Here is a 19981-nt window from a genome sequence, read left to right on the forward strand (position 1 = left end):
CGCGACGGAGTGGAACGGTGTCAGGCCGTGCGTTTGCGGGACGTCGTCTTCTTGGCGGGGGTCTTCTTTGCGGTGGTTGTCTTCGCCGCCGTCTTCTTCGTCGGCTGTGCGGACTTCGCCGTCGACTTCTTGGCAGAGGCCGACGCCGTCGTCTTCTTCGCCGTCGTCTTCTTGGCCGTGGACGTCGACTTCTTTCCGCCCGCCTGCTTCGGGGCCGTTCGGGCCGACTTGCGGGGAGGGAGGCTTCTGACCTCTGCCGGCTCCTCCTCGCCGCGCGACTCCTTGGCGGCCTTCACGCTCTTCTCCAGTGCTGCCATGAGGTCCAGGACCTTGCCGCCCGTCGCCGGTTCCGGGGCCTCCGGTGGGGCCTCGCCCGCCGCCTTTGCGGCGACGACCTCCTCCAGTGCCTCGCGGTACTCGTCGTGGAGTTCGTCGAGTTCGATGCCGCCCAGGGTGTCCATCAGGGCGTCCGCCAGGTCGAGTTCCTTGTCGTTGATGCTGACCTTTGCGTCGGGGGCCACCCCCTCGGGGGCGCGCACCTCGTCCGGCCACAGGAGGCCGTGCATGGCGATGGCGTCCTCCACCACCCGCAGCATGCCCAGCCGTTCCCTGCCGCGCAGGGCGAACTTGGCGATCGCCACCTTGTTGCTGCGTTTCAGGGCCTCACGCAGCAGCGTGTACGGCTTTGCCGCCGGGGCGCCGCCCGCCGCCAGGTAGTACGCCGCGTCCATCTGGAGGGGGTCGATGCTGTCCGCCGGAACGAAGGCCACGATCTCGATCGTCTTCGCCGTGGGGAGCGGCAGATGGGCCAGGTCCTCGTCCGTGATCGGGATGATCGTGCCGTCCGCGTCCTCGTACCCCTTGCCGATCTCAGCCCCGCTGACCTCCTTGTCCTCCAGTTCGCAGACCTTGCGGTAGCGGATCCGGCCGCCGTCCTCCACATGGATCTGGCGGAAGGAGATCGAGTGGCTCTCGGTGGCGTTCACCAGCTTGATCGGGATGCTGACCAGGCCGAACGAGATGGCGCCGTTCCAGATGGATCGCACGTGCAGCACCCTTTCGGTCGGTTTTGATCCGTTTGCAGCGTTCACTCAGTTTCATTGCGGTTTGCGTGAGATTCTCATCGTATGACGCCGATCACAGAGGTGGAGGGGCGACGGCTCGCGCTCAGCAACCTCGAGAAGGTGCTGTATCCCGCGACCGGGTTCACCAAGGGTGAGGTGCTGCACTACTACGCCACCACCGCCGAACACCTTCTTCCTCATCTTCGCGACCGGCCCGTCTCCTTTCTGCGGTATCCCGACGGGCCGGACGGACAGGTGTTCTTCGCCAAGAACGTGCCCCCCGGTACGCCCGACTGGGTCACCACCGCCGAGGTGCCGCGGATGGAGGGGCCTGCGCGGATGGTGCTCGTACAGGACCTGTCGAGCCTGATGTGGGCCGCGAACCTCGTCACCGAGTTCCATACGCCGCAGTGGCTCGTCCAGGACCCCGGCGTCGCCGACCGGATCGTCTTCGATCTCGACCCGGGGGCGCCCGCGACCGTCGTCGACTGCTGTGAGGTCGCCCTCTGGCTGCGGGAGCGGCTCGCCGCCGACGGCATCGACGCCTTCGCCAAGACCTCCGGGTCCAAGGGGCTGCACCTGCTCGCAGCGGTACGGCCCACCCCGTCCGAGCAGGTGAGCGAGTACGCCAAGCAGCTCGCCGTCGAGGCCGAGCGGGCCATGCCCCGGCTCGCCCTGCACCGGATGACCCGGAGCCTCAGGCCCGGGAAGGTCTTCGTCGACTGGAGCCAGAACGCCGCCCGCAAGACCACGGCCACGCCCTACACGCTGCGCGCCCGGCCCGAGCCCACCGTCTCCGCGCCCGTCACCTGGACCGAGGTCGAGGAGTGCGGGTCGGCTGCGCAGCTGACGTTCCAGGCACCCGATCTTGCGCCCCGCCTCCAGGACTACGGCGATCTGCTCGCCCCGCTGCTCGACCCTGCCGGTGCGGCGCCCCTGCCCTGACCCGCTGCCCGGTCGCACGTGTGCCGTCCTGGGGCTGCGCCCCCAGACCCCCTTTCGGCCTGAACGGCCTCGTCCTCAAACGCCGGACCGGCTGAGACGGTCCGGACGGCCTGAGACGGTCCGGACGGCCTGAGACGGTCCGGACGGCCTGAAAGAGACCGCCCAGCAGTCCTCACACCCGCGTCCACGTCCCCCGGTCCCGCGCCATCGCGTGCAGCGCCTCCACGTCCGCCGGCTTGAGCACGCCGCCGAGGCGGGCCAGGCCCTCGATGTCGGTGTCCTTCAGGACGCGGACCTCACGTAGCGGGGCCGGGATCACGACGTCCGCGGGCTCCGCGAGGACCAGGACCGGGTGGACCTCGGCCGTCAGCGCGTACGACGCCCGGTCGGCGTCCGCGCGGACGCGGCGCAGCAGCGGGTGGGGCTCGCGGCGGCCCAGGGTGACCATGGGGTCGGCGACCGTCACCTTCTGCTTACGGGCGTACACCGTATGGACGGCGAACAGGCCGCCCGGGCCGATCGCCAGGTGGTGGATGCGGTCGCCGCCGGGCAGCGGGATCGAGTGCAGGGCGTGCCAGCCCGCGCCGTCGAGGCGGTCCAGGGCCTCGCCGACCGTCTGTTCCGCCGCCAGCGCCCGGCGGCGCGGGTCCGGACGCAGCCGGTGCGGCGGCCCGGGCTCCCGGTCCAGGGCGACCAGCAGCGCCTCCCCGGGGCGGTTGGGCGCCAGGTCGTCGTCCGGGTGGAGGGAGAGCCGGGCCAGCTCGGCCGGGGTCGGGACCGGCGGCGGGCCGACGGCCACCGGCCCGGTGAGGAAGGGGCCCAGGGCCTGCAGCACGCCCTCCCTCTCGTCCTCGCTGAGCAGGTTGACCCTGGCGGCCTCCCTGTCGTACCAGGCGACGTTCCGCCCGTCCGCGAGGCATACGTAGAGCCGCTCCTGGCCGTGCCGCCAGGACGGTACGACACGCAGTCCGGTCATGCACCATCACCCCTTGACCATGGGAACAGGCGGGGTGCTCCGCGGGCAAGAACCCGGCTACCTTTGAAGAGGAGTTGGGCTCCACGGAAGCGGCGCTTTGGGGAGGCGTGATTGCGTACCCGCAGGAAGCAGCCCGACGTACCGGCTCCGGACAGCCCGTGGAGCGAGATCGTGCCCGGACTGTGGATGGGCGGGCACGAGTTCAGGGGTCGCACCGGGCAACTGGAGTTCGCCGTCGTGCGGGACGAGTTCGATCTCGTACAGACCCTGCTGAGACTGCCGGGGCACGGGCCCGACCCCGGTGTGGAGCACCATGTGTGGGCGATACCGGACGGGCCGCTGGACGGCACCCAGCTCGCGGGCGTGATGCGCCTGGCGCAGGCCGCGGGCGAGGCACTGGACGAGGGCCGCAGGGTCCTCGTCCGCTGTTATCACGGGTACAACCGCTCGGGGCTGGTCGTCGCGCACGCCCTGGTCCGCCGGGGGCACGCCACCGAGGAGGCGATACGGCTGATACGGTCCCGCCGCTCCCCCTGGGCGCTGCACAACGAACTGTTCGTGGACTATCTGCGGGCGGGGCTGTCCACGGCACGGCTGCTGGAGGAGCTGGCCGAATAGCCCGGCGACCAGGTCACGAGCGGCCGTATCGCAGGCAGGCCGGGTAGCGAGGTAATCGTTTCGCCGGACGAATAGGGTGTACCGGGTCACCGATCGTTCTCAGCCACAGGAGTACAGTGCTCCGCACTCGCGCCGCATGCGCAGCCCTCGTCACGGCCCTCCTCGCCCTGCTGGCGGCGGGCTGCGGTGACGCGGGCGGACTGCAGGGCGCCGGGTCGACCCCGACCGCGACCAGCCCGGACAAGCTGTGGCCCAGTCTGAGCCCGGCGGCCAGTCCGGCCTGGGACTACGACAACGGCGAGGCCGAGGTCATGAAGGGCATCACGGCCCCGGACGACGACATCCGCAAGGTGGACCCGGTGGCCGTGGTCAAGGCCGAGATGTCCCAGCACCCGGCCGACTACTCCGGCTCCAAGGCGCCGTACCGCGAGACGGCCCGCCGTATGGCCTACTGCGGCAAGCAGCCGGCGAACCCGAAGTGTCCGCTGCTCAAGGCGTACTACCGGGACGTCACCGGCGACGGGCGTGCCGACCTGACGCTGGGCTTCCGGCTGCTGCCCGGCAACCAGACGGCCGTGCGCGTCTACACCGTCGAGGCGGGCCGGGTGGTCCAGGTCATGTCGAACAACGACGCGGTGAGCGGCGTCGAGCTGGCCGGGCGTTCCGTGATCATCCACGCGCCGTCCGATCTCGCCGACTACGAGTACCGCTTCCAGTGGACCTGGGACCCCAACCAGCGCGTGATGCTGCTGACCCACGACGAGATGCTGCACATCGGCAAGCGCGAGCGCCCGTCGCACCCCTCCGCATCGCCCTCCGCCTCCCCCTCGGCGACCCCATGACGAGGCTCGCGCTCCCCCAGTGGGCCGGCACGCTCGCCCTGAAAGCCGCCGTCTTCATCACCGTGATGTGCTGCGCGCTCGCCGCGCTGCTCGGCGTGCTCGTGCATGTGTCCGTGACGAACCAGACCGTCGGCCAGGCCCGCAACCTCGCGCTGTCGCGACTGACGGACGCGACGAAGGCCTACGAGGCCGGTGACTCGCTGCTGCCGGGCGCCGGCGTCGATCCCCCGGGGCTGCCGAGGGCGCTGCGGGAGCTGGCGGCGGACGGGGACCGCGGCACGATGGTCTCCGAGCAGCATGGGCATCCCACGATGTGGGCGGCGGGGCCCGCGGACCGGAACAGGGCGCTTGCCGTCGAGGTCGACTACTCGCAGCAGTCCCATACGATCGCCGCGCTCGACCAGTCGATCCTGTGGTCCTCGGGCCTGGCGATCACGGTGACACTGCTGGTGGGTGCGTTCGCGGTGACCCGGGTGACGCGGCGGCTGCACGCCACGGCGCAGGTGGCCCGGCGGATCAGCGCCGGCGACCTGGACGCCCGCGTCGACGACCCCCGTACGAAGGACCCGACGCACCCCCAGGACGAGGTGGCCGCCGTGGCCGCCGCGCTGGACTCGATGGCGGCCTCGCTGCAGGGCAAGCTGCTGAGCGAGCAGCGGTTCACCGCGGACGTGGCGCACGAGCTGCGCACCCCGCTGACCGGGCTGCACGCGGCGGCCGAGCTGCTGCCGCCGAGCCGGCCGACGGAGCTGGTACGGGACCGGGTGGCCGCGCTGCGCACGCTCACCGAGGATCTGCTGGAGATCTCCCGGCTGGACACCGGGCGGGAGCAGCTGGAGCTGGACGCGGAGGAACTGGGCGCGCTGGCGACGCGGGTGGTGCGGGCGTCGGGGACCGACACGGAGGTCGTCGTCCTGCGGGACGCCCGCGTGGAGACGGACCGGCGGCGGCTGGAGCGGGTGCTGGGGAATCTGGTCACCAATGCGCACAAGCACGGGCGGGCGCCGGTGTCTCTCACGGTGGACGGGGCGGTCGTGACCGTGCGGGATCACGGGGACGGGTACCCGGACTATCTGCTTGAGCATGGGCCGCAGCGGTTCCGGACCGAGGGGGGTGCCCGGGGGCACGGGCTCGGGTTGACCATTGCGGTCGGGCAGGCCGAGGTGTTGGGGGCGCGGCTGGAGTTCGCCAACGCGGTGGATGGTGGGGCGGTTGCGATTCTGACCCTGGGGTCGGGGGGCTGAGAGCTCCGGTCCGACGGTCGTCGGTCGCGAACAGGCCCGTGGGGGCTTGTCGCGCCCACGCGGCGGAGCCGCAAATCGATACAGCCTCGCACCCCTGAAGGGGCGCCCCTATGGACCAGCAGGACAGGCGAGCCCCGCCCTCTCCTCCTAATGTGGCGGATATGTGGCGAATAGTCAGCTTCGCCCCCGTTCATGGAGGTATCCCCCATGTCCCTGCGCTCCACCCTCATACGCCTGGCCACCGCCACCGCCGCCTGTGCCCTCGTCAGTTCCGTGGCCGTCTCGCCCGCCCTCGCGGACGACGAGTGGGGCGGCGGTGACGGGGACCCCGGCTTCGGCCAGGGGGGCGAGCACGACCACGACCACGACCGGCTCGCGCGGGGCGTCGTCACCGCGGAGACGTTGTTCCTGCGCAGTGCGCCGAACCGCGGCAGTCAGGTGATCCGGGTGGCGCACCGGGGCGATCGGGTCTCGATCTTCTGCAAGACCCCGGGCCAGAGCGTCGACGGCGACAACATCTGGTACCTCCTCCCGGACGGCACCTGGGCGTGGGGCGCGGCCCGCTTCATCGAAGTCATCGGCCACGAACAACCGCGCTGGTGCTGAGACGCTGAGATCACAAGACCGACTATTTGGGTAGGTTCCGGACATGACCAACGCCGGACCCACCGTGGCACAGGCGGACGCCCCGGCCACTCCGGCCCAAGTGACCCGCCTGCCCCGGCGCCGCGGCGTCGAACTCGCCCTCATCGTCGTCGCCGTACTGCTGTGTGTGTACGGCTACTGCGCCGTGGGCCTCGCCAGGAACGGCACCGTCCCGCCCGGCGCCGCCGGTTACGGCGCCGGGCTCGGCGTGCTCGCGCTGCTCGCCCACTGGGCGGTGCGGATGCGGGCGCCGTACGCCGACCCGCTGCTGCTGCCCATCGGGGTACTGCTCAACGGCATCGGTCTGGTGCTGATCCACCGGCTCGACCTGGAGACTCCGCACGACCAGGCCGCCCCCACCCAACTCGTGTGGTCCACGCTGGGTGTGACCCTGTTCATCATGCTCGTGCTGATGGTCCGGGACTACCGGGTGCTCCAGCGGTACGCGTACGTCTTCGTCGTCGCCGCGCTCTTCCTGCTGGCGCTGCCGATCCTCTTCCCGGCCGTGAACGGCGCCCGGATCTGGGTGCGGATCGCCGGATTCTCCATCCAGCCGGGCGAGTTCGCGAAGGTGCTGCTCGCGGTGTTCTTCGCCGCGTATCTGGCGGCCAACCGCAGCGCGCTCGCGTACACCGGGCGTCAGGTCTGGCGGTTGCGGAGGGTGCAGCTGCCCAAGGGTCGGGCGCTCGGGCCGATCCTCGCGATCTGGCTGGTGAGCGTGGGTGTGCTGGTGCTGGAGCGGGACCTCGGCACCTCGCTGCTGTTCTTCGGGCTGTTCGTGGTCATGCTGTACGTCGCCACCGGGCGCATCGGCTGGATCGCGGTCGGACTGCTGCTGGCCGCCGCGGGCGCGGTGGCCGTCGGCTGGCTGGAACCGCATGTGAACAGCCGGGTCCAGGACTGGCTGCACCCCTTTGCGACGATCGAGGCGGGGCAGGGCCCCAACCAGATCGCACAGTCCCTGTTCGCCTTCGCGGCGGGCGGCGTCCTCGGCACCGGCCTGGGCCTCGGCCATGCCGTCCTCATCGGCTTCGCCACGAAGTCCGACTTCATCCTCGCGACGGCCGGGGAGGAACTGGGCCTCGCGGGCCTGTCCGCGCTCTTCCTCCTCTACGGCCTCCTCGTGGAGCGCGGTTACCGGGCCGGCCTCGCCCTGCGCGACCCCTTCGGCCGGCTGCTGGCCGTGGGGCTCGCCTCGATCGTGGCGCTGCAGGTGTTCGTGATCGCGGGCGGGGTGACCGGGCTGATCCCGCTGACCGGCATGGCGATGCCGTTTCTCGCGCAGGGCGGCTCCTCGCTGGTCACCAACTGGGCGATCGTGGCGCTGCTGATCCGGGTGAGCCATTCGGCACGGCGGCAGTACAACGGGGAGGTGGCGCCCTGATGGCGAGGCACATCCGGCACGCCGCCTTCTTCTGCGCCCTCCTGCTCGTCGCGCTCCTCGTCAACGCGGTGCGCATCCAGATCTTCAGCGCCAGGACCCTGGACGACAATCCCGCCAACCGCCGTGCCACCATCGCCCGTTACGAGCGGCCGCGCGGCAACATCCTGGTCGGCGGGCGGAGCGTCACCGGCTCCCGGGACTCCGGCGAGCAGCTCCGCTACGAACGGACGTACACGGACGGCCCGTTGTACGCGCCCGTCACCGGCTTCGCCTCGCAGGTGTACGGCACCACGCTGCTGGAGCACACCGGGGACTCGGTGCTGTCCGGCACCGACCCGATGCTCGCGCCGTTCCCCCTGGTGGGCGACCTCACGCGGACCCTGGGCCGGGGCGGCAACGTCGTGACGACACTCAACCCGGCGGCGCAGCGGGCGGCCTACCAGGGGCTCGACGGGCGCCGGGGTGCGGTGGCGGCGATCGAGCCGGCGACGGGGCGGGTACTGGCGCTGGTGTCGAGCCCGTCCTACGACCCGGCCGTGCTGTCGGGGAACGCCGCGGCGACGGAGCGGTCCTGGACGCGGCTGAACGAGGATCCGGACAAGCCGATGCTCAACCGGGCGGTGCGGCAGACGTATCCGCCGGGTTCGACGTTCAAGGTGGTCACCGCGGCGGCCGCGCTGGACGCCGGTGTCGTCCTGGACGTCGACCGGCCGACCGAGTCGCCGGATCCCTACCGGCTGCCGGGTACCACGACCCTGCTGATGAACGAGGGCGACGGCTGTGAGGACGCCCCGCTGCGGGATGCCTTCGCCTGGTCCTGCAACACGGTGTTCGCGAAGCTCGGCGTGGATGTGGGCGTGAAGCGCATGGGGGCCGCGGCGAAGGCCTTCGGCTTCAACGACCCCCGGCTGCGGATCCCCTTCTCCGTGGCGCCGAGCACCTTCGACACCCACGTCGACCGGGCGCAGCTCGCGCTGTCGTCGATCGGGCAGTACAACACGAGGGCCACGCCGCTGCAGATGGCGATGGTCGCGGCGGCCGTGGCGAACGGCGGGCAGGTGCGCTCGCCCTATCTGGTGGAGCGGACGACCACGGGCAACGGCGCCACGATGACGACGGCGGGCTCGCGCCCGGTGCGCCAGGCGATGCGCCCGGAGACCGCCGACGTCATGAAGCAGCTGATGGAGGACGTCGTGACGGAGGGCACCGGCACGAACGCCGCCATCCCCGGCGCGATCGTCGGCGGCAAGACCGGCACCGCCCAGCACGGCATCGGCAACTCCGGTATGCCGTACGCCTGGTTCGTGTCCTGGGCGCAGAGCGAGCGCGAGGTGCTGCCGAGGGTCGCGGTGGCCGTGGTGGTGGAGGACGCGTCGGCGGACCGCGACGACATCACCGGGGGCGGGGTGGCCGCGCCGATCGCCCGGGACGTGATGCGGGCGGTACTGAACTCCTCACCCGACAACAGCAGTTGACCGTGGCTCCTGGACGGGCTCGGCCGACAGGGCTCACATGCTGAGACGGGGTCTGGGATCACCAGGAACCCCGACCTATCGTTCGGTCCATGACGACACCCGATGCCGCGTACCAACTCGCCCAGGTCAACATCGGACGCCTCAAAGCCCCTCTGGACTCACCGCAGTTGAAGGACTTCGTCGACAACCTCGACCCCGTGAACGCGGACGCCGACGCGGCGGACGGTTTCGTCTGGCGGCTCGAGAGCGACTCGGGCAACGCGACGGACGTGCCCGTCTTCGGCGACGAGTGGCTGATCATCAACATGTCGGTGTGGCGCGACAGCAACGCCCTGACCGCGTACATGTACCAGGGCCGCCACCGCGAGATGCTGGCCCGCCGCCGCGAGTTCTTCGAACGGGTGCAGGAGGCGATGGTGGTCCTGTGGTGGGTCCCGGCGGGACACCGGCCGACCGTCGCGGAGGCCGAGCAGCGGCTGCTGCACCTGCGCGCGAACGGACCCACGCCGTACGCCTTCACGCTGCGCACGTCGTTCCCGGCGCAGGGGGCCGAGCCGGTGCCGCTGGTGGTGCCGGACGACCTGGGGTGCTCGGTCTAGCTCTCGCCCGCGGCCGCGGCCGCCTCGATCGCGTCCGTCACCTCGGCCACGCGTTCCTGCTCCTCCGCCGCGAACCGTTCCGCGTCCAGCTGTTCCGCGATCTCCTCGTCCTGGGCCATCAACAGGTCCAGGTTCGAGTCGCCCATCTCGAACACGCCCATGTCGACGTACGCCTGCTGCAGCCGCTTGCCCCACAGGCCGATGTCCTTGACGCAGGGGACGATGCGGGAGAACAGCAACTGCCGGAACAGCGCGAGGAATTCGGACTGTTCGCTGTACTCCTCCGCCTCGGCGGTCGGGATGCCGAAGTTCTCCAGGACCTCGACCCCGCGCAGCCGGTCCCGCATCAGATAGCAGCCCTCGATGACGAACTCCTCGCGTTCGCGCAGTTCGGCGTCGGTGAGCTGCTTGTAGTAGTCGCGCAGCGCCATCCGCCCGAAGGCCACGTGCCGGGCCTCGTCCTGCATGACGTAGGCGAGGATCTGCTTGGGCAGCGGCTTGTCGGTGGTGTCGCGGATCATGCCGAAGGCGGCCAGGGCCAGGCCTTCGATGAGGACCTGCATGCCGAGGTAGGGCATGTCCCAGCGGCTGTCGCGGAGGGTGTCGCCGAGCAGCGACTGCAGGTTGTCGTTGATCGGGTAGAGCATCCCGATCTTCTCGTGCAGGAAGCGGCCGTAGATCTCCGCGTGCCGTGCCTCGTCCATGGTCTGGGTCGCCGAGTAGAACTTGGCGTCCAGGTCGGGGACGGACTCCACGATCCGGGCGGCGCAGATCATCGCGCCCTGCTCGCCGTGCAGGAACTGGCTGAACTGCCAGGAGGCGTAGTGCTTGCGCAGCTCGCCCTTGTCCTTGTCGGTCATCCTGGCCCAGTGCTTGGTGCCGTACAGCGACATCGCCTCGTCGGGGGTGCCGAGGGGGTCGTAGGGATCGACTTCGAGATTCCAGTCGATGCGCTTCTGGCCGTCCCACTGCTTGTCCTTGCCCTTCTGGTACAGGGCGAGGAGGCGGTCGCGGCCATCGTCGTACTCCCAGCTGAAACGGGCCGCGCCGGTCGCCGGCACCTGCCAGAGAGGGTCTCCCGCGTCCATGGCGTACAGGTCGTAAGTCGGCATGCTTCGCAGGCTCACACGTGGTAGACGCCGGGTCAACAAGTCGCGCGCAGGGGATTGACGAGCTTGCTGACAAGCAGTCTCATAAGCGGTGGAGGATGTGACCCCGGGTAACAGAGGTGGGAGAACGATGACGACCCTGACGGAAGCCGACGCGCCGGCCGGTCTGCGCGACGCGCTCGGGCTGCTCAAGGACCGCGAACAGGTGGCCGAACGGCTCCTCGCCTCCTCCGCCAGGCACTCCTTCGACCCCGACGAGGAACTGGACTGGGACGCGCCCTTCGAGGACGGCAAGTGGTTCTGGCCGCCGGAGCTGGTGTCGCTGTACGACACGCCCCTGTGGAAGCGGATGGGCGAGGAGCAGCGGATCCTGCTCTCGCAGCACGAGGCGGCCGCGCTGGCCTCCCTCGGCATCTGGTTCGAGCTGATCCTCATGCAGCTGCTGGTACGGCACATCTACGACAAGGCGGCCACGAGCGCACATGTGCGGTACGCGCTGACCGAGATCGAGGACGAGTGCCGGCACTCCAAGATGTTCGCGCGGCTGATCTCGCGCGGCGACGCGCCGTGGTATCCGGTGGCCCGGGTGCACCAGAACCTGGGGCGGCTGTTCAAGACGATCTCGACCACGCCCGGCTCCTTCACGGCCACCCTCCTCGGTGAGGAGGTGCTCGACTGGATGCAGCGGCTGACGTTCCCGGACGAGCGGGTGCAGCCGCTGATCAGGGGGGTCACGCGGATCCATGTCGTGGAGGAGGCCCGGCATGTGCGGTACGCACGGGAGGAGCTGCGGCGGCAGATGGTGACGGCGCCGCGGTGGTCGCAGGAGTTCACCAGGGTGACGTCCGGTGAGTTCGCGCGGGTGTTCTCCGTCGCCTTCGTCAACCCCGAGGTGTACACGAATGTCGGTCTTGACAAGCGGGAGGCGATGGCGCAGGTTCGCGGCAGCGGGCACCGGAGGGAAGTCATGCAGACCGGTGCGAAGCGGTTGACCGACTTCCTGGACGACATCGGTGTGCTGCGGGGTGTCGGGCGACGGCTTTGGAAGAGCTCGGGGCTGCTTGCTTGAGTGCAGAGTGCGCGCCGGTGGGGGTTGCTCGCGCAGTTCCCCGCGCCCCTGAGGGGCGCGGGGAACTGCGCGACCAGCCACGACGCACCCGCAGCCGCCGACTACGCTGCACCCATGACCCCTGCCGCGCCGGCCTACCGCCGCCTCAGCGTCGAGGAACGCCGCAGCCAGCTGCTCGAAGCCGCGCTGACCCTGTTCGCTCACCGCGCCCCTGAGGACGTCTCCCTCGACGACGTGGCGGAGGCGGCCGGGGTCTCCCGCCCCCTGGTGTACCGGTACTTCCCCGGCGGGAAGCAGCAGCTCTACGAGGCGGCGCTGCGGTCCGCCGCGGACGAGCTGCAGCAGTGCTTCGACGAGGCGCGGGTCGGGCCGCTGCTGCCCCGGCTGGCCCGGGCCCTGGACCGGTATCTCGCGTTCGTCGACCAGCACGACGCCGGGTTCAGTGCGCTGCTGCAGGGCGGCAGCGTGGTGGAGACGTCACGGACGACCGCCATCGTGGACGGGGTGCGGCGGGCCGCCGCCGAGCACATCCTCAGTCATCTGGAGGTTCCGGACCCCGGGCTGCTGCTGCGGATGACCGTGCGGATGTGGATCACGGCGGTCGAGGCGGCCTCCCTGATCTGGCTCGACGAGGACAAGCATCCGCCGCTCGACGAGCTGCGGGACTGGCTGGTCGAGCAGTTCGTGGCCGTCCTCTCGGTGACCGCGGCCCGCGACCCGCAGACCGCCGCGCTGGTGCAGGCGCTGGCCGAGGATGTCTGAGACTGGTGCCGTGAAGAGCGAAGAGACACCGTTCGTGGGCGGGCCGATGGACGGCCGGGTGCTGCCGGTCCTCGTGGGCCCCACCGGGCACCCGCCCAAGACGTACCGCATCCCCGTGCCGGACGCGGCCGGTGGCCCGCCCACCGTGCTCGTCTACCGGCGCGTCCCGCGCGGCCACAGCAAGCGGCTCGGGCTGCCGCAGGGCTGGAAGTACGAGTACGACCCCGAGGGCTGGAAGGACAGCGGGAAGCCGAAGTGGCCGTGGTCCAGGCCGGACACTGCTCCGGACGCCGATCCAGACGCCACGCCGGGCCGCAAGCCGGACGACACGGACGGGTGACGAGCTTGCGCCGGCCGGCGCACACGCGGCGCGTTTTCGGCCGTGGAGACGTCAACACCTGACAGTGCGGAGCAGAGGGGCTGCCCCGCACCGGAGGTGATGATGTGTCAGGAAAGCTGCTGCGCCTGGTCTGCTCGGTGGCGATGGCCGCCGGCGCGCTCCTCGTACCGCCGCCCGCCGCGGCCGTGCCCGGGGCGGAGCCCGGCGGGCGTACCGTCGCCCAGCAGCTGACGGATCTCCAACGGCTGTACCGGGAGGCCGAGAAGGCCACCGAGACCTACAACGCCACCGCGGAGAAGCTGACGAAGCAGCGCGCGGAAGTGGCCCGCCTCGACCGCGAACTGGCCGGCGCCCGTCGCTCGCTGCACGACAGCCGGGCCGCCGCGGGACGTCTGGCCAGGCAGCAGTACCAGGGCAGCACCGAGATCTCCGCGTACGTACGGCTGCTGCTCGCCCGCAACCCCCAGCAGGCGCTCGACGAGGGACATGTGATCGGCCAGTTGGCGCGGGAGCGGGTCGAGGCGGTCGGACGGCTGACCGCGAGTGAGAAGCAGACCGGCGAGCTGGACCGCGCGGCGCGGAAGGCCCTCGACGAGCAACTGGCCCTCGCCGAGCGGCAGAAGAAGGACCGCGACGACGTACAGGCGCGGCTGAAGGACGTCGAGAAACTCCTCACCTCCCTCACCCCGCGACAGCTGGCCGCGCTCGGCGAGCTGGAGGAGAAGGGCACCGCCGCGGCGCAACAGCGGCTGATGGCGTCCGGTGTGCTGAGCAGCGCACGCCGCCCCTCGAAGAAGGGCGCCCGGGCCCTCGGCTACGCCGTGCGGCAGCTCGGGAAGCCGTACCGGTGGGGCGCCCAGGGCCCGAAGTCGTACGACTGCTCGGGCCTGACCTCCCAGGCCTGGGCCAAGGCCGGCAGGCCGATCCCCCGCACCAGCCAGGAGCAGTGGGCGCAGCTGCCGCGGATCCCGCTGAAGAAGCTGCGCCCGGGCGACCTCGTGATCTACTTCCCGGAGGCCACGCATGTGGCGATGTACCTGGGCGAGGGCATGGTGATCCAGGCGCCGCGGACGGGCGAGACGGTCAGGGTCTCGCCGGTCGCGTCCTTCCCGATCCTGGGAGCCGTGCGTCCGGACCGGCGCCCCAAGGGCACCTAGCCGGTCACTTCCGCGAGGTAGGCGGCCGTCTTCTCGGGCTCGTAGAAGAAGTTCTCGAAGTCGGCCGGGTCGTTGAAGGCGTTGGCGAAGCGGTCGGCGACCGGCTGGAGCTGGCCGGCCGCGCCGATCAGGTTGAGGATGTGCTCCGGCGGCGGGGCGAGCATCGCGTTCGTCCACTTGGTGACGTGCCGGGCGGTCTCCCAGTAGCGGTCGAACGTGCCCTGCATCCAGGTCTCGTCGAACTCCTTCTCGCCGTTCTCCAGGATCGACGCGAGATACGAAGCCGCGCACTTGGAGGCGGAGTTGGAGCCCTGTCCGGTGATCGGGTCGTTGGCGACGACGACGTCCGCGACGCCGAGGACCAGTCCGCCGCCGGGCAGCCGGCCGATGGGGTTGCGGACGGTGGGGGCGTAGCGGCCGGACAGCACGCCGCCCGCGTCGGTCAGTTCGACCCCCTTGGCCCGCTCGAACTCCCAGGGCGTGAACTTCTCCATGAGTTCCAGGGTCAGGGAGAGGTGCTCCGCCGGGTCCTTGACGCCGTTGAAGACGTCGAGCGGGCCGCCGGGTATGCCCTCCCAGAAGAGGATGTCGGCGCGGCCGGAGGTGGTGAGCGTCGGCATGACGAACAGCTCGCCCACGCCGGGGACCAGGTTGCAGCGGACCGCTTCGTGGTCGGGGTGCTCGGGGCGGGGGCCGAGGCCGTGGACGTACGAGACGGCCAGGGCCCGCTGCGGCTCGCTGTACGGCGAACGGGAGGCGTCGCGGCCGAACATGGACACCAGCTCGCCCTTGCCCGCCGAGACGAGGACCAGGTCGTACGTACGCGAGAAGTAGTCGAGGTCGGAGACCGCCGCGCCGTGGATGACCAGCTGGCCGCCGCGCTGGGCGAAGGTCTCCATCCAGCCGGCCATCTTCACCCGCTGGTCCACCGACTGCGCATACCCGTCGAGCCTGCCCACCCAGTCGATCGCACGCTGCGTCGGCCCCGGGTCGTGCGAGCCGGGGGCCGCCACCGAGACGCCGAGTCCTTCGATCTTCGGGGCCTGGGACTCCCAGAAGTTCAGCTGGAGATCGCGCTCGTGCTGCAGTGCCGTGTGGAACATGCACTGCGTCGACATGACCCGGCCGGAGCGGATCTCGTCCGCCGTCCGGTTCGACATCAGGGTGACCTCGTACCCGTGCGACTGGAGTCCGAGGGCGATCTGGAGACCGGACTGGCCGGCTCCTACGACGAGTATCTTCCGCATGCGGGGCTGTTCTCCTACTCGGGGACTGCTCGTGGACTGCTCGGGGACTGCTCCGGGGGCTGCCGGGGGCTACTCGGGGGTGACGTCCAGGGCGTGGCCCACCAGGGACAGCAGGGTCTCGATCACCGAGATCCGGCGGCGCGCGTCCATGATCATTACAGGTATGTGCGCGGGGATCGTCAACGCCTCCCGCACGTCCTCCGGTTCGAACAGCTCACTGCCGTCGAAGTGGTTGACCGCGACGACGTACGGCAGTCCGCAGCTCTCGAAGTAGTCGAGGGCGGGGAAGCAGTCCTTCAGGCGACGGGTGTCGGCCATGACGACCGCGCCGATCGCGCCGCGCACCAGGTCGTCCCACATGAACCAGAACCGCTGCTGGCCCGGCGTGCCGAACAGATAGAGCACCAGGTCGTCGTCGAGCGTGAGACGGCCGAAGTCCATGGCCACCGTGGTGGTCAGCTTGCCCGGTGTGGCGGTGAGGTCGTCGGTCTCCTCGCTCGCCTCCGTCATCAGCGCCTCGGTCTGCAGGGGCGTGATCTCCGAGACGGCGGTGACCAGGGTGGTCTTGCCGACGCCGAAACCGCCCGCCACGACTATCTTCGTCGCGATCGGGGCCCGGGTGCGGTCCGTCTGCCAGGACTTCAGGTCCTCGTCGGTGTCCGTGAAGGCGGTGTCTCTAAAGACGACGGAGTCCACTCAGCACCCTTTCCAGCAGAGCGCGGTCCGGGCGGCCCGTGCCGTGACCGGTACCTGTTCCGTACACGCGGATCCTGCCCTGGTCCGCGAGATCGCTGAGCAGCACGCGGACCACGCCCAGCGGCATCTTCAGCAGTGCTGCGATCTCGGCCACCGTGCGCATACGGCGGCACAGTTCGACGATGGCCTGCATCTCGGGCATGACCCGGGTGCTGAGGGAACCATTCGTCAGCTCTTTGCGCTCCTCCGGGGCGTCGAGCGCGGCCACGAACGTCTCCACGAGGAGGACGTGGCCGAAGCGGGTACGGCCGCCGGTGAGCGAGTACGGGCGCACGCGGGCCGGCCTGCGGTCGCCGCCGCGGACGGGAAGCTTCTTGGGCGAACTGCTCATCGGTGGCTCCCGGCGGACTCCGACTCCAGGGATTTTCGTAGCTCGCTGCGGAGTTCGGGCGTCAGGACGTGTCCGGCGCGGCCCACGAACAGGGCCATGTGGTACGCCACCACGCTCATGTCGCAGTCCGCGGAGCCGTGCACGCCGAGGAGGCTGCCGTCGCTGATCGACATCACGAACAGGCTGCCCTCGTCCATCGCGACCATCGTGTGCTTCACGGGGCCGGAGTCCATCAGGCGGGCCGCGCCGATGGTGAGGCTGCCGATGCCCGAGACGATGGTGGCGAGGTCGGCGGAGGAGCCCCGGGGGCCGGTCCGCCGCTGCTTGGCCTGGTCCTTGGCCGCTGCGTTCCGGCCGGGGTCCGAGGAGAGCAGGAGCAGGCCGTCCGAGGAGACCACCGCTACTGACTGGATGCCCGGCACCTCCTCGACCAGGTTCGTCAGCAGCCAGTGCAGGTTGCGGGCTTCACTGCTCAGTCCGAAGGTACTGGGCGCGGTCAACTGCTTGCCTCCTCGACGGTGCCCCCCGTGGTTTCTTCGGATACGGCTGGTGCGGTGCCCGGCATCTGGTCCTGGGCGGTCTGTTCGGCGATCTCCGCCTCCACGGCGCGGTAGCCGGCCTGGGCGCCGGTGCGGAAGCCGCCGAGTCGTCGGCGGAGGGCGTCCGCGTCCACCGTGCGGGGGCGTTGCGCCGGGGGCGCGGCCGGGGTGGTGATCTTGGGGGTGCGCTTGGGCAGGCCCTTGTCGGTGAGCTGCTCCTCGTCCGGGGCGCGGGTGTGCTCCGCCTCGGCTTCACCTTCGGCGGGGACGTTCCCAACCGCACTACCCGTACCACTTTCGTCGTCGGGTGCGGGTGGCCCCTGTGGGGTGGACTCGCCGTCGGCGGCTGCCGGTCGGGCTTGGGGCGGGATGGTCCCGGACGCGAGACGCGGGTGGGCCTCGGTCGCCTCGGGCGCGGGCCCCCCATGGCTCTCCGTCCCCTCGGCGGCCGACCGGCCATGGGCCTCCGTCCCCTCGGCGGACGGCTCGCCATGAGCCTCCGTCCCCGCGGCGGACGGCCGGCCATGGGCCTCGGGCGCCAGGTCCGGGAGCAGGAGTTCCATCGTGGTTTCGGCCGGCGTCGGCGCCTCGTGCTGGAGGGCCTTCTCCGCCAGGGCCACCAGGGGATCCGTCGGCTTCGGGCGGGCCGGCAGCTCGTTGGAGTTGGCCTCCGCGTCCGCGCCCGGGAGGGAGAAGGTGAGCGTGCCGCCGGTCGTCGGGGAGGAGGACGACGGGACCGCTGCGGGCGGGGCCGCCGCCAGCAGGGGGTTCGGCAGGACCACCACCGCCGCCACGCCGCCCTGCTTCTGTTCGCGCAGCTGGACGCGGACGCCGTGGCGGTGGGCGAGGCGGGCGACGACGTAGAGGCCGAGGCCCAGGCCCTCCTCGCCCTCCTGGTCGTAGGGGGACTCGGGGTCGAACTCGGCGAGGCGGGCGTTGAGGCGGGTCAGGCGTTCGGCGGTCATGCCGATGCCCTCGTCCTGGACGGAGAGCATGACCTCGCCGCTCTCCAGGAGCCAGCCGGAGACCTCGACGGGCAGGTCCGGCGGGGAGAACGAGGTGGCGTTCTCCATCAGTTCGGCCAGCAGGTGCGAGAGGTCGTCCGCGGCGAAGCCCGCCACATGCGCGTGCGGCGGCAGCACGGCGATGCGGACGCGCTCGTAGCGCTCGATCTCGCTGACCGCGGCACGCACGACGTCGACGAGCGGGACGGGCCCCGCGTGCTGCTGGACGTGCTCGGTGCCGGCGAGGACCAGGAGGTTCTCGCTGTGGCGGCGCATGACCGTCGCGAAGTGGTCCAGCTTGAAGAGGGTGGCCAGGCGCTCGGGGTCCTGCTCGCGCTCCTCCAGGCTCTCGATGACGGCGAGCTGGCGCTCGACCAGGCCGAGGGTGCGCAGCGAGAGGTTCACGAACGTGCCGCCGATGCTCTCCCGCAACCGCTCCAGCTGGGCTGCGGACTCGGCGAGTTCGGCGCGCAGTTCCTCACGGGCGTCCGCCATCATCTGGCGCTGGCCGACCAGGTGCTTGCGGTCGGCCTCCAGGGTGACGATCCGCTCGCTCAGGGCGGCCGCGTGCGCGTGCAGGGCGTTGACGGAGCGGACGACCTGCGCGAACTCGTCGTTGCGGCCGGTGAAGGTGATGGGCTCCTCGGCGGCGGGGTCCGCCGCCTCCGCGAGCCGGGCCGAGCCGCGGCGCAGCACGGACAGCGGCCGGGTGAGGGTGCGGGCCATCGCCGTGGCGATGCCGACGGCGAGCAGCATCAGGGCGCCGAGGACGGCGATCCGCAGCTCCAGCGCACTGACGTCGTCGTCGCGCAGCTGGGCCAGGTCCTTGGTACGGCGGTCGTAGAGGGCGGACTCCGCGCCGCGCATCGCGTCGATACGGGCGGAGAGCGCGGCGTCGACCTTCGAGGCGCTGGTGCCGAGTTCCGACTCGGAGAGCGTCGGCTGGTCCGTGAGCCTGGCCAGGTACTTCTCGGCGGAGTTGACCTCCGGGCCGGTGACCGTGGAGTCGTACGACGTCCGGGCGGCCTTGGTCGCGGTGTCGTGGAAGTCGGCCAGGGCCGCGTCGGAGCGCAGCCGGGCCTGCTGGGCGGCCACGGTCAACGCGTTGCGTTGCTTGGTGTCGGCGGCCGAGGAGGAGCTGACCGTGGTCGGCAGTCCGGTGACCGGGCTGATGACCGTCTGGGTGGTGCTGGGCACGTTGAGAGCCGCGAGGAGCAGTCCGCGAGCAGCGGCGGCCTGCTGCACGGCCGTGTCCAGCTCGGCGAGGGCGTACGCGCCCGATCCGGCCCGGGGCGGCATCTGCTGCGCCAGCTGCTCGGCGAGCCGGTGCAGCTCGGTGATGGCGGCGGAGTAGGCGTCGTGGGTCTGCAGGGCGTCGCTCTTGCCGGTGAGCGCGGCGCGGCGCAGCGCGGCGATGCCGTCCAGGTCACCGCGGAGGGCGGCGGGGGTGTCGGTGTCCTGCTGCAGCTCCTCCACCTGCCGGTCGACGCGGGTGCTGCGCTGCTCGGAGGGCGCCTTGGACTTGGGCCGTCCCGCGGCGATGTAGGAGGTCACCTCGTCCCGCTCGTCGGCGAGCGAATGCGCCAGGGCGAGCGCGTTCTGGGTCTGTCCGGCGAGCGTCACCAGGTCCTGGGAGTCGCTGAGCTGCCCGGAGGCGGTGAGGACGGAAGGGACACCGGCCCCGGCTATCGCGGCGGCCACCACGGCCACGGCGACGACGAGCCGGTTGCGTACATGCGTGGGCCGGCCCTTGCCGGTGGTGGTGGCGGTGCTGCCGGACGTGTGCTCCACGCCCGCTGCGGGGTCCGTCTGCTTGCCTGTGCGACGAGGCCGCGTCTTCTGCACCGGTGCTCGCAATCCTGACTCGTGGTACTC

Annotated in this window: 20 protein-coding genes; 12 read left to right on the forward strand and 8 right to left on the reverse strand. The window is 71.0% G+C overall.

Annotation, left to right across the window (positions count from 1 at the left end; genetic code table 11):
- Positions 1-20: 20 nt before the first annotated feature.
- Positions 21-1055 (reverse strand): Ku protein, encoded by a 1035-nt coding sequence (locus tag ACFY1E_RS33420; protein ID WP_389082624.1) that lies wholly within the window; start codon positions 1053-1055, stop codon positions 21-23.
- 72 nt (positions 1056-1127) lie between these two features.
- On the opposite strand from ACFY1E_RS33420, the gene ligD reads away from it, so the two are divergent.
- Positions 1128-2009, forward strand: a complete 882-nt coding sequence (gene ligD / locus ACFY1E_RS33425; protein WP_389082626.1) for a non-homologous end-joining DNA ligase — start codon at positions 1128-1130, stop codon at positions 2007-2009.
- Between the two features lie 172 nt (positions 2010-2181).
- Here ligD and ACFY1E_RS33430 read toward each other — a convergent pair whose 3' ends face one another.
- Complete coding sequence (locus ACFY1E_RS33430; RefSeq protein WP_389082629.1) at positions 2182-2985, reverse strand: nuclease-related domain-containing protein; 804 nt, start codon at positions 2983-2985, stop codon at positions 2182-2184.
- 111 nt (positions 2986-3096) lie between these two features.
- On the opposite strand from ACFY1E_RS33430, the gene ACFY1E_RS33435 reads away from it, so the two are divergent.
- The 7 genes from ACFY1E_RS33435 to ACFY1E_RS33465 all read left to right on the forward strand — a co-directional run bounded on the left by ACFY1E_RS33435 (position 3097) and on the right by ACFY1E_RS33465 (position 9792).
- On the forward strand, positions 3097-3603 hold the full coding sequence (locus ACFY1E_RS33435; RefSeq protein ID WP_389082631.1) for a dual specificity protein phosphatase family protein: 507 nt from the start codon (positions 3097-3099) through the stop codon (positions 3601-3603).
- Between the two features lie 116 nt (positions 3604-3719).
- Positions 3720-4445: a hypothetical protein gene (locus ACFY1E_RS33440; RefSeq protein ID WP_389082632.1), complete on the forward strand. Its 726-nt coding sequence runs from the start codon at positions 3720-3722 to the stop codon at positions 4443-4445.
- On the forward strand, positions 4442-5689 hold the full coding sequence (locus ACFY1E_RS33445; RefSeq protein ID WP_389082635.1) for an ATP-binding protein: 1248 nt from the start codon (positions 4442-4444) through the stop codon (positions 5687-5689). Before ACFY1E_RS33440 ends, ACFY1E_RS33445 begins: the two co-directional genes overlap by 4 nt.
- 207 nt (positions 5690-5896) lie before the next feature.
- Entirely contained in the window at positions 5897-6295 is a 399-nt protein-coding gene (locus ACFY1E_RS33450) for an SH3 domain-containing protein (RefSeq protein WP_389082637.1), read from the forward strand.
- Positions 6296-6338: 43 nt separating this feature from the next.
- The gene (locus tag ACFY1E_RS33455; RefSeq protein WP_389082640.1) at positions 6339-7718 is read left to right on the forward strand and encodes an FtsW/RodA/SpoVE family cell cycle protein; all 1380 of its coding nucleotides are present in this window, start codon (positions 6339-6341) and stop codon (positions 7716-7718) included.
- Positions 7718-9193 (forward strand): penicillin-binding transpeptidase domain-containing protein, encoded by a 1476-nt coding sequence (locus ACFY1E_RS33460; protein ID WP_389082642.1) that lies wholly within the window; start codon positions 7718-7720, stop codon positions 9191-9193. Before ACFY1E_RS33455 ends, ACFY1E_RS33460 begins: the two co-directional genes overlap by 1 nt.
- Before the next feature lie 89 nt (positions 9194-9282).
- The gene (locus ACFY1E_RS33465; protein ID WP_389082644.1) at positions 9283-9792 is read left to right on the forward strand and encodes a DUF3291 domain-containing protein; all 510 of its coding nucleotides are present in this window, start codon (positions 9283-9285) and stop codon (positions 9790-9792) included.
- Here the strand turns inward: ACFY1E_RS33465 and ACFY1E_RS33470 are convergent.
- Positions 9789-10904, reverse strand: coding sequence for a ferritin-like domain-containing protein (locus ACFY1E_RS33470; protein ID WP_389082646.1), 1116 nt, complete (start codon positions 10902-10904; stop codon positions 9789-9791). The genes ACFY1E_RS33465 and ACFY1E_RS33470 overlap by 4 nt on opposite strands.
- A gap of 127 nt (positions 10905-11031) precedes the next feature.
- Here ACFY1E_RS33470 and ACFY1E_RS33475 point away from each other — a divergent pair, with 127 nt between their 5' ends.
- From ACFY1E_RS33475 to ACFY1E_RS33490, 4 genes are all read left to right on the forward strand, one after another.
- On the forward strand, positions 11032-11970 hold the full coding sequence (locus ACFY1E_RS33475; RefSeq protein WP_389082648.1) for a diiron oxygenase: 939 nt from the start codon (positions 11032-11034) through the stop codon (positions 11968-11970).
- A 114-nt stretch (positions 11971-12084) separates the two neighbouring features.
- Positions 12085-12732, forward strand: coding sequence for a TetR/AcrR family transcriptional regulator (locus ACFY1E_RS33480; protein ID WP_389082650.1), 648 nt, complete (start codon positions 12085-12087; stop codon positions 12730-12732).
- 10 nt (positions 12733-12742) lie between these two features.
- Positions 12743-13072, forward strand: coding sequence for a hypothetical protein (locus ACFY1E_RS33485; RefSeq protein ID WP_389082653.1), 330 nt, complete (start codon positions 12743-12745; stop codon positions 13070-13072).
- A gap of 104 nt (positions 13073-13176) precedes the next feature.
- A complete protein-coding gene (locus ACFY1E_RS33490) occupies positions 13177-14229 on the forward strand; it encodes an NlpC/P60 family protein (protein ID WP_389082655.1) in 1053 nt (350 codons plus the stop codon).
- On the opposite strand, the gene ACFY1E_RS33495 is transcribed toward ACFY1E_RS33490, so the two are convergent.
- The 5 genes from ACFY1E_RS33495 to ACFY1E_RS33515 all read right to left on the reverse strand — a co-directional run bounded on the left by ACFY1E_RS33495 (position 14226) and on the right by ACFY1E_RS33515 (position 19951).
- Positions 14226-15476: a styrene monooxygenase/indole monooxygenase family protein gene (locus ACFY1E_RS33495; protein WP_389082658.1), complete on the reverse strand. Its 1251-nt coding sequence runs from the start codon at positions 15474-15476 to the stop codon at positions 14226-14228. The genes ACFY1E_RS33490 and ACFY1E_RS33495 overlap by 4 nt on opposite strands.
- Before the next feature lie 69 nt (positions 15477-15545).
- Positions 15546-16172, reverse strand: a complete 627-nt coding sequence (locus ACFY1E_RS33500) for an ATP/GTP-binding protein (protein WP_389082660.1) — start codon at positions 16170-16172, stop codon at positions 15546-15548.
- Positions 16153-16563 (reverse strand): DUF742 domain-containing protein, encoded by a 411-nt coding sequence (locus ACFY1E_RS33505; RefSeq protein WP_115905942.1) that lies wholly within the window; start codon positions 16561-16563, stop codon positions 16153-16155. The genes ACFY1E_RS33500 and ACFY1E_RS33505 overlap by 20 nt, the downstream gene beginning before the upstream one ends.
- On the reverse strand, positions 16560-17063 hold the full coding sequence (locus ACFY1E_RS33510) for a roadblock/LC7 domain-containing protein (protein ID WP_389082663.1): 504 nt from the start codon (positions 17061-17063) through the stop codon (positions 16560-16562). The genes ACFY1E_RS33505 and ACFY1E_RS33510 overlap by 4 nt, the downstream gene beginning before the upstream one ends.
- Entirely contained in the window at positions 17060-19951 is a 2892-nt protein-coding gene (locus ACFY1E_RS33515; RefSeq protein WP_389082665.1) for a nitrate- and nitrite sensing domain-containing protein, read from the reverse strand. The genes ACFY1E_RS33510 and ACFY1E_RS33515 overlap by 4 nt, the downstream gene beginning before the upstream one ends.
- Between the last annotated feature and the right edge of the window lie 30 nt (positions 19952-19981).

Origin of the sequence: Streptomyces sp. NPDC001604 (genome assembly GCF_042893475.1) — a bacterium.
GTDB lineage: Bacteria > Actinomycetota > Actinomycetes > Streptomycetales > Streptomycetaceae > Streptomyces.